The sequence below is a fragment of the Mesobacillus foraminis genome, from assembly GCF_004340465.1.
In the GTDB taxonomy this organism is placed as follows: domain Bacteria; phylum Bacillota; class Bacilli; order Bacillales; family Cytobacillaceae; genus Mesobacillus_B; species Mesobacillus_B foraminis.
The window spans coordinates 174,872-187,726 of the sequence record NZ_SLVV01000005.1; the positions used below are offsets into that span (position 1 = coordinate 174,872).

Here is a 12,855-nt window from a genome sequence, read left to right on the forward strand (position 1 = left end):
TTCCCACCCCCTATACTCCAATCTTGTTACGGTCAAATAACTTCATTGGCTGCATTACTTCAATTTCATCAATTAACCTATCAAATTCAGCAGTTACGTCGGGTGCATCATCATGTAATGAATACTTATCCCCTTCATAAGCCATTATTTGATCAGTAAATTCCTTATCTTCTTCAGCAAACACAAAAAAGCCACTATCCACTTTACCTGATATGGCACGTATCTTAGCTTCTTTATTCTTATTTTGTCGCTCATTAAGGATGTCTATATTACGTCTGGATAATTCCCTGTCCTCAGAAATTCTGTTTCTAATTTCCCTTGCATCAGCACCGTTGAAGGTGTTTTTCTCAATCCAGATAGCCTTAATATCAGGAAATTCCTTTAGTAACTTAATTACATTATCAATATACTGGTCAAAATCTAGCCGTTTAACAATACCCTTACGTATCCATCTAAAGTTATTTGCACTTTTAGAACCAACTAACAATGCAGTGAAGTCATTATTAGCCTTAGTTTCAACAGCAGGATCACAACAAAGGATAGTATTAACAAAATTGTCTTTTTCAGCTTCAATATCTGCTCTAGGAACAGTTGTAATTTGATGAAATGCTTTTTCACCAATCTTAGATGCATCATTCATCATTTCCTGCTTAAATGCAGTAGGATTGGAGTAATAATCTAATGCCAAGTCGAGACAGTCATATTTATCTTCCCATAGTACAGGGTATTTCATTTCCTGTTCATGCTGATAATAAAATTCTTTCCCGTTATCTTGAGCATGAGAATCTTTAGAGTTGAAATAGATCGTTTTAAATTCAGCCCATAAGCCTGTATTAAACATTTCATCTATATCATCAACTAAGATTGCCTTTTCAACTATGTGTTTGTATGAGCTATCCTTTAACAGTCGTGATATGAAGCAATCCCTATGTAAGATTGTACCTAAGACAATAAATTTTGTAGCCATTTTAACCTTTTTACCTTGACGAATAACCGCCTTATCACCAGCATAAACACTATCTTGCTGCCATGTATCGTATTTCTTATCCCTTGCCTCTTGGGTTATTACGTCTGCTTTAGACTGGTAATCATCTGCAATGATCAATGATGGACGTGTACCATTATACTTTTTACCACGCATAGAAGATGAAGATGAAATGGCCTGTATTTTAGTACCATTGGATAATTCCAATTCCAGCTTATTGACTGTAAATTTACGTGTATCAATTAACTCACCAAACGTATGTATAATATAAATACTTTCTTCAAATGCCCGTTTTGTTTCACGTATGAATTCAATGGAATCCTGTTCAGTTTTACCTGCTACAAGTGTATAGATGGATAGTTTATAACAGTGTGCCCATACAGATAATGCAAAGTCGCATACAGTTGTTTTAGCAGCTCCCCTTGGCATGATTAATTCAAGTTTGTCAAAGGCATCATCTATAAACATTGACTGCAGATTATCCCATATTTTAAAATGAATTGGAGCCAGTTTACGTGCTTGATTCGTTTCTTTAGGAACAAAAGTATCCTGTAAGTAATATTGGCAGAAGAATTCAAATGACCGTTTACCTAATGAATAAGCAAGGCTATTTTGACCAAATAAATCATCCTTATATTGTTTCATTAAATGATTAACACGTTGAATAGCTTTATCTTTAGTTAGACCATTTTTAACGAAATCTTTGAAGAGATATTTACGTAATAAGTTACGATTCGATTCAGTATTGATAAGTTCAATAGTAGCTTGGTTTATAGTGACCACCTCCAAACTTTAAAAAAATATTATAAAAAATTATGTAGGTTCCCTAGCCCACTTTTCCATTTTCCAAAATTAGAAGTACCCCTACCCTTAATTTTCAATGGTTATCGGCTTGAATTTCCCATAAACAACTAATGTATAATGGTGTATAGATAATTCATGTTCGACAAAATTAGACTACCGAAAAGATTTATTATGTAAACCATATAAACTAAAGAAACGTTGATATATCAGCATTCTTCAACTACCCACATTCAGTATTGTTATACAATTCTTATACATATCTAACAAACGTTGATTTAACAGCATTGTTCTTTCCTTTGTTCTCTGGATTGAACAGGGAATAATGCATAAAATACACCATAAAATAAACGTTTTATTCCCCTTCTTCTAACTCCTTAGCCCACTGTTCCTGCTCAGCTTCTAGAATATCCTCATCAACCTGTTTAATATTAGTTACCTCAGTGCTTATTGTATGGCTATTCGTTAGCTTTCCCAGTGATCTCTCAATAAAGAACTCATAACCCTTAGCCCTTACCATGTCATTATTAGACTGTTCAAGCAGCTTCCAGTAACCATTCACAGCATCAGTTAATTTTGACTCAACTAATCCTTTACCAAAAGTTTTAAAGTCTTGTTTGAGCCTGTCAACTTCTGCAATAAATTTAGCCTGTTTCATATAATGGTATAATGTTGTCCTACTTATTCCTACCCTCTTTGCAATCTCTTGTTTCTCAAGCGTTCCCTGTGCTAATAATTGAGCAGCAGCTTGTTGTTGATTATTCAAAGTATCATCAAGCACCCTCTATTTCACCCCTTACACACTGACATTAAAATAGTTTAATTTCACCTTAATCCTCTTGCTTTTAGTGCCACTTTTATTCCTTTAGCAATCTTCTCAATATCAACTTCATCTTTAACTTCAAATGTTCCCATGTCATTTATAATTGCCTTGGCTAAACTTTGAGTTTCCTCAGTTTTAGTAATCCTTTCTTTAAGAGTTGATCCAATTACCTTTAAATTTTTCTTATTCTTATATTGTTTATACTTAGCTATTCCATATTTATAGGCCATTAATAAAACAATCTCTGCAACAATCAATGCGGAAAATAATTGGAATACAGTCAATATTTACACCCCTTTTCTCGAACCATTTTATTTACATATTTGGTAAGATAAACATAACTTTAAACGTCTATGTGGTACCTAAGATTTGTTTATAAAAAAAGCCACTTAAAAAAGTGACTTTTCGCTGATTTTTAAGGAGTACTTATGAAGCATATAAAAAAAATACTTAAGATAATGAGTCAATTCATTTATGTAGTTGTTATTACTTTTCTTCTAGAACCACTTATGCAGGTTATAAAAAAAATACTTAAAATAATAATTAAGACAATAATTAAACACAGATATGTAGTCGTTATAATACATGCTCTTCTACCTCTAATCCCGGATAACATTTATACTAGGTTCGCTATTTTCACTGCCATTTGCAGCTTGTTTTTAATCCCAAGTTTTTTTGTCCACCTGTTCCCGGATACTCCCTTAACATTAATATTATTAAGTAGAATCATATTTGTATTTACCTTTATTCTCGTTTTTACAGGGGGTTTAACATCTGCTGTTGAACACTTAATCAAAGCTACTGGCAACGAAGTAATTGAGGAATATATAGTTTTTATATTATTATTCTTTGTAATTACTTTATTTATTCTTTTTATGCTCGATTATTTTTTAAGATTAGTAAAAAGTATGTCAGAATTAAAAAACCCAAAAAATACTCGCGAGAAAGTTTTATCACTTATAAAATTATTCGCTCGTCTTATATTATCACTTATCATTCCAATTTTTGTTTTTGGTATATGTTATTCATTAATCTTGGCAACATTATATAACATTGTACTCAATTTTTGGGAAGCAGCCTATTTGAGTTTTGTTATAAATTATACATTACCTGTTAATGGAGAAATAATGGAAATTTTCAACAAAATTGATACAAGCAGGTCTTTAAGAATATTAGAGGTTGTTCAACTTATATTAAGTAAGATACTTGATCTTACCGTAATCGCAATAATTATTAACTACATTAATGATTTAGTAAATGATATTCGAGTAAAAAATAAGGGTTAATAATCTAAAGAATGAAGCCCATATTTTTAGGGCTTCTTCTTATATTACAAAAACACAATTTAAAAATGAATTTAAAAAAACCCTAAACTATTTACTTATTAAAAATACATACATTTCTTCAATTCATCGGTTGCTGTTATAAAATAACAATCTCTGCAGCAACAAATGTAACGATAAATTGTAAATCAGTCATAATAACACTCTCCCAACAATGTAGATTGGTTAAATAAAAAAGACACCCAATAATGAGTGCCCCAAGGTAAAATCTTATTCAAGTATAAATTCAATTGACACTAAGTCCTTACCTTCTTTTCTAATTTGCTCTCCAGTTGTGTTTTCTGTCAAAACGATTGGAGAATTTCTTCTTTTTATTTCTTCTAAAGCAGCAAACATTTCGTTTGCGGTTTGTCTTGGATCTACACCATTAAAACTGTTATTAGTAATGGTTTCACCATTATTAAAGTGGTATTTCATTTTCATAATATGTATCCCTCCCTTCTGCCTATTACATTCGGCATGTTTAAAGGGAATTCCTGTAAAAGTTAATTATTTAAATGAAACATAATAATGTGGCTGATTTACTTCTAAATCCTTATCTTTTTGAACAATAAGCCTTATTTTATGTTCGTCCATGAGGGAATTAACGGATTTCAACACTTGGATGTTCCCAATGTTAATTTCAGATGATATTTGTAGTACTGTTAGAGGCAATTTTACTTTTTCTAAATAAGCTAAAACCTTTTTCTTGTCACTTTCCAATTGTTCAAGCTTTCTTTTTTCTTCTAACTGATCTGCAATTTCTTGAAGGCTTGTTGATTTTTTTGTTTTCATTTACCTTACCTCCCAAGAATAATGATACTACAAACAAACGTTCCTTGGAAGGATTATACAATATTCAAACCGAGATTTACTTCACCCTTTTAACAGTAAAAACTCTTGATCTATTGTTTGAAAAATGATAAGAGTGATTCTCATTTCTATGTATGTATGATTCCGTCTTATTTATAACTTTAAATTTCATATCACTAGTATCGTTAAAATATGACACATCTTCACACAAGACAACAACATTAGAGAATGATAATAAACTACTAATTTCTCTTGAAGTGTATATTTCACCTAATACTAAGTCTTTCTTGATTTCATCCTCAAAATAAGCCATCTCCTCATCTCCTTAGCACGAATAACAATTATATTCAATGAAAGGATTAAAAATCCTCTACAAAAAGTAAAAAGACTTTCACATTTATTAGTAAAAGTCTTTTTAGAATCTTATATAAGCTAGTAGTTTACCATTATCATTTAATTGCAGAATCTTAAAATCATTCTTCAAATAGAAATCGTTTAAAAAGGGATTATCATCATACTCTACACAGACTATACGTAAGCCTGACAAATCATAAATTAATTTACAGTTTTCTAACGCAAATTGTAAAATAATATCTCCAGGTACTAACCCCTTATAACTGTCAGATCTACCTAACTGAGCAATAAGAATTGAATTAAATACAGTGGCTTTTTTATTCTCAGTTAACCTTTTTCTTAATCCTTGAGAAACGCCTTCGATAATATCAAAAGGCTTAACTAATATTGTAAAATAACCAACAATTTCATTATCATTTTCATCATCTACTACTAAAAAAGTCCTAGTTAACGACCTTTTTTCATTTGGAATGGCATTATTCTTCAGAAAGTTTTCCACATCTTCATTATTTTTGGTTGAAAAAGATGACAGATACTCAGTTACTTCCTCATCTTGTTTGCTTATTTCAATTAAACTTTGTAAGCTGGTTATTTGCATTTTCTTCTAGAATTTAAAATGCGTTGTGCATTTGCCAATCTTTCTGTTTCGCTAACTTTCAAATCGTTAAAAACTCCAGATTCTTTAATTTTTGTCCGTGGTGATGAAATAATTTTTCTAATTGCATCTTCATTTAATGTGAATGTGTCATAAATAGTAGCTGTTGCCATATCTCGATTCTCCTTTTCACCCACAAACATCACCCCTTAAGTTAATGTTAAACAGGATTAGCGTGTGAGTATATAAAAAAATTATACCAAAAAGTTGCAAATTATCAAGGTTGAGTAGGATTTTTCCGTACTAATTGTCATATTATAAGGGTATAAAGTAACAGTTCGACTAAAAACCTGATATTCCTTTAAGGCTTTCCTAATTTTTCACAAATCCTGTTGAAATGTTTTTACCACTAAATGACGTAGCTGAAACAAACGAGACTTGGTTCAGGCGTGTTTCAGTTATTTATCTCTGACTTTTTACAAATCAAACTTTTCTAGAATTCTTACTACTTTTTGAAGCGAGTAATTATTATTGTATGGGATATTACACGATTCTAGAGCAAGAAACTTAATTACACCAACAACTTCTTTAACAATCCATCCCTCACTTGCAGTAATCACTGAAATATCTTTTGGTTTAAAATGTGCAAAATCATTTCTATATGAAACCATTCGATTTATGGCTTCTTGCTGCAGGTCAGTAATTTTAAGAGTTTTACTACTCAATTTTTGCTTCATAATAGACTCATCTTGGCATTTCTCTAATATTTCGTGGATGCTTAATAATTGACTGAGATTGTATTCAACAGTTCTGTCTAAAATTTTTTCATTACCTTCAAGATCAAACCTCAAATCATTTCTATAGAAATCAATAATTTCTTTTCTCTTTTGTTCAAATCTCTTTGTTCCTAATCTCATCTCAAGTACTCTCTCAGGTACAATACCTTTTACAGCACATACACCAAACCCGTATAAAGCACCATGTAGTGAAATCATTAACCATTTGAACCAATACTTATCATCTCTGTTGTTAAAGTAATATGCTGCTTTATCTAAGTAATCAATTGCATTCTCTAATTCATTTGTACTCAGTATGTATTTATCATTCAAATGATTCACCCCATAAATAAATCATATTACTTATAAGGCAAAATGTAAATTTATGTATGTATTAAATGCTTTCCCGTTTAACCTTTTCAGTCCACTTATTAAACTTATTATGTACAATCAATTGATACTTGCTATTAATCTTATTAAATCTTTGCACGACTGTATTATGTACTAACTCCATTTGTTCCTCTGTTAGGGAATCTTCAGGAATATCATTTAATTGGTAAACATCGCTTAACCTTGGAATTACTATGTTATAACAATAAGCAGCCTCTTCGGGACTGTTAAATGAACCAAAATATTGCTTTTTCTTATCAATCCTAATCATACAGCGATATTTCCCATTGAGTTCATTTACATTTTTATATCCTGTCTTATTATCTGCTCTTACTTTACTGTTCATTTGATTTTCTTGATTCGTACATATCCTTAAATTTGAAAAACGATTATCTAATGTCTTTTCACCTTCAGAACCATTAATATGGTCAGTGTGCATTTCTGGATCTTTATTACCTGAAACAACTCTATGTAAAAACTCCATTTTCCCCTCGATCACTGTATACACATAAAAATCCTTTGTACATCTCCAAGTATGAGCAGAAATATTATGTTTCCTAAAGCTCCTCATATCAGTTAAGGCTATTTTCCCCATACCATGCCTACCCGATAAATGAATATATACTAAGTGGTTTGTTGTATCGATAACAAACACATTTGGTTGAAGTCTTTTCCTTCCCAATATTTATCTCTCCCATCAATAATTATTATGGAAGCGTGTCTCACGACATGGCGTTCTTAAAACACTCCAATAGATGCTAACCAAATAAAAAACTGGGGAGAGACAGTCTTCACTCAATTAGCATCTAATGCGGTGTTTTAAATTTTTTTCATTTATTACTTGAATTAATCTTTTTTAGGTGATATCATAATCATGTAAGTTAATAATCAGGGGTTTTATAGACTTTTTTAAAAAAAGAGAGATGAATGATCCCCTCAAACCACTCATCTTAATGATGAAAGAGGGAAAAATTTGCCCTTACTCGTATAAAGTAGCTTCTTTTTCCTTCCCTAAGAGACCATTATCTATTAAAATACAAAAATACCGGAAACCTTGATTTATCAAGATTCCCAGTGCCTATTTGTTATTATGTCACGCTTATGCAATATCCTTATTTCTTTGTTTTCTTTTTCTAATTGTTGCTTGTTTGCTCTCTCTTATTTTTTGACATGACTCACTACAAGTAACTTGAGTTTTTCTTTGTTGTCTAAATTTACTTTGACAAATTTGACATTCACATGCTTCTTCGAGATTATTCACTAAGTTATATTCAATAATCTCTCCAAAACTTCCCCAAAGTGTATCCTTATAGGTGCTATCCTCTACCCCGTATAAATACTCAATTAATACATCTGTAATGTAAGTTGGATTCGGGTTAATTTTGAGCAATTCTGTTTTTACATGTTTATAGAAGTACTGCTTACCTTTTTTCTTATTATCCTCAACTTTAATAAAATCCTTTTTCTCTTTATTCAAGCTGTCATACTTATTTATAATGGCATCATCCAACTTTACTTTCTTTCTTCGCATAAGCATTTTATAGTCAAACTTGCCACCTGCCACTTGTCTAAAATAAATATTCTTCGTAGGTATTACATCTTCAAGTCGGTTTACTGTGCTAGTGTTTTTTTCTTCTGTTGATGCTCTTTTTACCAATTTACCCTTTTTCTTATTTTTTCTTTTATCGTACTTAAAGAAATAAGGTAACTTCATATTAACGTACTCTTTAACCTTTTGATCAATATGTTCTGGCCTGGTTAAACGGAATAAAGTTTTTGCGAAATCAATCTCAAAGTTTACTTCCATACACATCCAACGGATTACATCAAGATCAACTTTTTCAGAATTCCATACTCTTGTTATATTGTTTGAAACTTCTCCGATTGCCCCGTTTGTATCAAAAGCTGCCTTAAGGCTATAGTAAATATTATTGTCATCAATACTAACAGCTTTTGCTTTTTCCATTTCATAATACAAAGGTAAAATGTTATCGTTTTGCATATTTCTTTCTGCTACGTCTAAGAGCGTTTTATCCTTATGTTCAGATAGTACTAAGACACGATCACCATCCCAATCACATTGAATAAGTTTGGACAGCAAGCTTTCATTTGAAACGTATAAAGCATCAGTCTTAAAATGTTCGCTTCTATCAACATTATTTTTCAATCCCCATTCTCGACTTAAATGAGGAGCCCTTAGAATGGCAACTCTTCCTTCATCATGCATTTTACAATATACTTCATCTTCACTAAGTAAAGCTTTAATTTCCCCTTTAAAGAGATATTCACAAAAGCTATATAAATCTGGAATAATAAATGTAAAAGCACCATTTACATTTAGTTTTCCTGTCCTGGCTTCATTTACTAATGACTTTTTCTTAGCTTTAATGGTTTCTTTTGAATACTTGTCATTTAATAATTCCGGATACATCATAAGAGCCTTCTGTAGGCTGCCTTTACGGCTATTTGAGGTAGTAGCACCCAGCACCTTTAACATCGTTTCCTGACTCTCTCCGAGGCTTAAAATATCATGTGAAGTAGGTACAGCAATTTCCTTTAATTCATCATCTGTGACATCTGTTAAGCTCTGAAGCATCTGATAACTGATTTTTCCATCATTCAACTCATCTTCCTCTTCATTAAGTTTAGCAGCTTTACAATTATACATTTCGAATCGGGATTGATAATCTTTCCATGAGTCAAAGTAGGCGTGCATTTTCCATTGGGACTTAGTAAAGATGATTTTTATGTTTTCTGCAATGACATCCCTTACTTCTCCATCTATGTCCGTGATATATCGTCCATGCTTAGTGAAATCATAGCTTGCTAATAACCCTTTTACGTAGGGAAGACGTACCATAAAATTCTTTTCGGAAACCGAAGGTAAAATCATTCCACAACCATCTGTAGCAGTAATTGGTACTGGCTTTTTAACATTTTCAGCAATCTCGTATGTATCTCGATTTATGTAATCAACATTAGACTCAACTTCTAATTCTAAATCATCAACAACTATACAATTTCTTATATTAAAGCCTTCAAACTCTTCTGAGGCCGAAAAGATAAGCGATTTATAACTAAGAAATTTGTTGATGTTCATCCCACCTTTACGGTTGATCTCACCAACAGAGAGTCCACAGGTTAAAGAATCTTGATGCTTAGTCCATAATGATTCTTTAATCCATACTCCACGTTTCTGTCGGATCATTCCGGCACTAGAGGAAAGATAAATGTATTTTTGTCCTGCTTGATTAAGGAACCCATCTTTTATCAAGTTCTCAAGTACCTTTTCATGGTAAGACTGGATTACAATAATATCCTCTGAAATTTCATCAATCTCTAAATTTAACGTCCTAGTTAACACAGAATCAAAAACAGAGATAACATTACTTCTCTTTAGCTCTTCAACCCTAAGCGTTCTAATGCCGTTATAATTATCAATCATCTTATACAATTCAACCTTTAGTTCATCCATCCCTTTTTCAACTTCTGAGCCATTTATGACCCGTTTAATTTCAGCATTAATATCCTTTTTCTTACTTCTTATTTCCTTTTTACTCAGGGAAGCATCATTTTTTAAATTGTCTTTTAAATTTCTCAAATACTTTTTATATCCTTTTAAGGTTTGATAACGGCGAAATAACTTATTCTCTTCATCCGTGAAAAAGGAATATGTTCCTAAAGAGTAAATATACACTTGATTTTCTAGACCTTTTGCCATATTATCATTCTCCTCTAAATGGTTAATTGATTAATAAATTAATAATTTGATATGGTATGTAATACATTAAATTTGATTATGTAAATTAAACTTGAACAATAAAAATTTAATGTCACTTGGCAAACTCGTTTTGCTAAGTGTAAATACTGTATATAATGTATCTTATGTATATATATATTTAATTAACTTTTATATACTGTACTGTGTGTGCGGCATTAGGAGTACATCACCTCTGCATTTCCATCCTCTTACCTCTGCATAAAATAAGTCTACTTCTGCATGTTCAGTACTTAGACAAAAAAGCTATTAAAACAAGGAATTGTCTACAGTATAATGATTGTTAAACTTCTCATAATAAAGTTCATTTGCGTCAGTGTATCCACCTGACCACTCAAGTTTATGTACTGTAATTTTGACCAACTTTGCTTTTTTTAACTTATCGTTTGCAGCCTTAATGTTAGTTTTAGATATTTTTAATCGTTCAACTAATGTGTCATAGCCAACAAAGCAGAACTTTTTATCTTCTTTAGTGTTAATGTGACTTTTATAATAAAAGACCTGTCTAAATGCATACTCATCAATTTGTCCATTAGCTAAATATGTAAATATACTTGTTGACATCATAGTAAAATGATCAGATTCGAGTTTATCTGGGTTGAATATTATTTTTAATCTACCTTTTGTTGGTAACTTTTCTATTTCGTTTTTAATCAAATCTAATTTATGCAGTTGCTTAAGTCGTTTTCTAAGTGTCCTTGTATCTGATATTTGACATAAGCGCATCAATTCTCTGTGATCTATTTCAAGTACTGCTTTATCTTCTTTAGCGTTCCTAAAATGTAAGAAACATAGGCGAACGTATATTACAAACTCACTGTTACTAAGAAAGATTCCATCATTTCTTACAATATATGTAGGGACTTGCACATGTAATTTTTTCTTGCTTTCTGTTTCAGTTGCCATCACATCATTCTCCTTGTATAGTTGGTTATTTGTTTAAGTTTATTTGATTAATTATGCTTAACATGTTCCTGCATTATCTGTTCAATCTCTGGTGTTCTTGGGTATAACCAGAATCTGCGGTCTGCTAAACTAATTGCAGAGCATAGAAGTTCATGTCCTGCTCTTTGGATTTTCTTATGTAATAAAACATCATAAACAAATAGTAAGTTCCTTTTCGTTAGTTCCATTTTTAATCCTCCTCCCTTCGAATTCCCTTTAAAACAGTTGTTTTATCGTGTAAGCATCACCCCTTTCGTTATTTGATTATTTACAATCTATGTATAAGTACGTGTTTACATAGATTTTTATTGACGTTAATTAACAATGATGCTATATTATAAACAAGCTAGTGATAGCTAACGAGACTCCCCCGAGTCTATAAAACCAAATTGAAGTTGAGATGCTACCATCCCAAAAATAGCACCTCTTTTTCGTATATGCTTTTTAAGTTTTCCCCTTTAATTTAGAAGGCTCACTTATTTATTTAAGTGGGTCTTTTTTATTTGTAAATAATTTAATAATTTCTTATTTCCAATATATTACCTGTAACGAACAATTACAATAGCTAAATAAGTGATTTTCAGGTAAAAACATCGTTATTTTATGAATTTACCCTTGAAATGTTCGGTTTTCATTCCAATTTTTGATTTTTGAAAAATTGGATAAGAATTATTCTCAATTACGGCACCTTATTATATCTTCATCCTTCTGAAATAATTCGATTAACAACGAAGCAAGTTTATAAAAAACTCCTCCACCAATGTCATCCAAAATATCCAACTTACTCTTCCTCTCCATAAGGGCTTTAATAATACTGAATACAAATGATTCAATGATATAAATGGGATCACCGGGCATAGTTTGTAAAGCGTGAATAATTGCCTGCTTATTTAAGTCTACACATTGAGCCGCAAAGTCATTTAAAAGATCCTGTGAAGGTGTAATTGTTACTGGATTCATTTTCTCTATTCCCCCGATTAAAATTTTTAGCAAATACAAGGTACCTTTAGTGCATTTTTGATGTCCTCATCTGTAATTTCATAAAGCTGAATATCCTCTAATATTTCTTCAGTAAAATCAGCCCATTCTGGATCATTTTCATTCAACAGATCCTTTAAGAAGTCCACGTATTGATCTTCCAAATCCGATGCTAAAAGGAAATGGGTAACAACCATCAATTTTTTGTAATTTTTTAAACCACCACTTTGATGGCTGTTATCTGTTTTAGAATACATTACATGTAACCTCCTGAATTTTGAATGAATTAATCAGC

The 12,855-nt window shown here is 31.4% G+C and carries 16 protein-coding genes; 1 reads left to right on the forward strand and 15 read right to left on the reverse strand.

The window, feature by feature from the left end; translation table 11 throughout:
- Positions 1-10: 10 nt before the first annotated feature.
- From EV146_RS09700 to EV146_RS09710, 3 genes are all read right to left on the reverse strand, one after another.
- Positions 11-1,774 (reverse strand): hypothetical protein, encoded by a 1,764-nt coding sequence (locus tag EV146_RS09700; protein WP_132005277.1) that lies wholly within the window; start codon positions 1,772-1,774, stop codon positions 11-13.
- 367 nt (positions 1,775-2,141) lie between these two features.
- A complete protein-coding gene (locus tag EV146_RS09705; protein WP_132005280.1) occupies positions 2,142-2,567 on the reverse strand; it encodes a phBC6A51 family helix-turn-helix protein in 426 nt (141 codons plus the stop codon).
- A gap of 44 nt (positions 2,568-2,611) precedes the next feature.
- Positions 2,612-2,893, reverse strand: coding sequence for a hypothetical protein (locus EV146_RS09710; protein WP_132005283.1), 282 nt, complete (start codon positions 2,891-2,893; stop codon positions 2,612-2,614).
- Positions 2,894-3,037: 144 nt separating this feature from the next.
- Here EV146_RS09710 and EV146_RS09715 point away from each other — a divergent pair, with 144 nt between their 5' ends.
- A complete protein-coding gene (locus tag EV146_RS09715) occupies positions 3,038-3,895 on the forward strand; it encodes a hypothetical protein (RefSeq protein ID WP_132005286.1) in 858 nt (285 codons plus the stop codon).
- A gap of 267 nt (positions 3,896-4,162) precedes the next feature.
- Here the strand turns inward: EV146_RS09715 and EV146_RS09720 are convergent, their stop codons facing one another.
- The 12 genes from EV146_RS09720 to EV146_RS09775 form a co-directional block, all read right to left on the reverse strand.
- Positions 4,163-4,375 carry a hypothetical protein gene (locus tag EV146_RS09720; protein WP_132005290.1) on the reverse strand — a complete coding sequence of 71 codons (213 nt, stop codon included), beginning with the start codon at positions 4,373-4,375 and terminating at the stop codon, positions 4,163-4,165.
- A 66-nt stretch (positions 4,376-4,441) separates the two neighbouring features.
- Positions 4,442-4,726: a hypothetical protein gene (locus tag EV146_RS09725; RefSeq protein ID WP_132005293.1), complete on the reverse strand. Its 285-nt coding sequence runs from the start codon at positions 4,724-4,726 to the stop codon at positions 4,442-4,444.
- Between the two features lie 76 nt (positions 4,727-4,802).
- On the reverse strand, positions 4,803-5,057 hold the full coding sequence (locus tag EV146_RS09730) for a hypothetical protein (RefSeq protein WP_132005296.1): 255 nt from the start codon (positions 5,055-5,057) through the stop codon (positions 4,803-4,805).
- A 102-nt stretch (positions 5,058-5,159) separates the two neighbouring features.
- Complete coding sequence (locus EV146_RS09735; RefSeq protein ID WP_132005299.1) at positions 5,160-5,696, reverse strand: GNAT family acetyltransferase; 537 nt, start codon at positions 5,694-5,696, stop codon at positions 5,160-5,162.
- Positions 5,687-5,890 (reverse strand): hypothetical protein, encoded by a 204-nt coding sequence (locus tag EV146_RS09740; protein ID WP_132005302.1) that lies wholly within the window; start codon positions 5,888-5,890, stop codon positions 5,687-5,689. Before EV146_RS09740 ends, EV146_RS09735 begins: the two co-directional genes overlap by 10 nt.
- A gap of 279 nt (positions 5,891-6,169) precedes the next feature.
- A complete protein-coding gene (locus tag EV146_RS09745; RefSeq protein WP_132005305.1) occupies positions 6,170-6,802 on the reverse strand; it encodes a hypothetical protein in 633 nt (210 codons plus the stop codon).
- 61 nt (positions 6,803-6,863) lie between these two features.
- Positions 6,864-7,541 carry a hypothetical protein gene (locus EV146_RS09750; protein WP_132005308.1) on the reverse strand — a complete coding sequence of 226 codons (678 nt, stop codon included), beginning with the start codon at positions 7,539-7,541 and terminating at the stop codon, positions 6,864-6,866.
- A 417-nt stretch (positions 7,542-7,958) separates the two neighbouring features.
- Positions 7,959-10,580, reverse strand: a complete 2,622-nt coding sequence (locus EV146_RS09755) for a hypothetical protein (protein ID WP_132005311.1) — start codon at positions 10,578-10,580, stop codon at positions 7,959-7,961.
- Positions 10,581-10,886: 306 nt separating this feature from the next.
- Positions 10,887-11,543, reverse strand: a complete 657-nt coding sequence (locus EV146_RS09760) for a hypothetical protein (RefSeq protein ID WP_132005314.1) — start codon at positions 11,541-11,543, stop codon at positions 10,887-10,889.
- 47 nt (positions 11,544-11,590) lie between these two features.
- The gene (locus tag EV146_RS09765) at positions 11,591-11,770 is read right to left on the reverse strand and encodes a hypothetical protein (RefSeq protein ID WP_132005317.1); all 180 of its coding nucleotides are present in this window, start codon (positions 11,768-11,770) and stop codon (positions 11,591-11,593) included.
- Positions 11,771-12,257: 487 nt separating this feature from the next.
- On the reverse strand, positions 12,258-12,542 hold the full coding sequence (locus tag EV146_RS09770; RefSeq protein WP_132005320.1) for a hypothetical protein: 285 nt from the start codon (positions 12,540-12,542) through the stop codon (positions 12,258-12,260).
- A 26-nt stretch (positions 12,543-12,568) separates the two neighbouring features.
- Positions 12,569-12,817 carry a hypothetical protein gene (locus EV146_RS09775; RefSeq protein ID WP_132005323.1) on the reverse strand — a complete coding sequence of 83 codons (249 nt, stop codon included), beginning with the start codon at positions 12,815-12,817 and terminating at the stop codon, positions 12,569-12,571.
- Positions 12,818-12,855 lie beyond the last annotated feature (38 nt).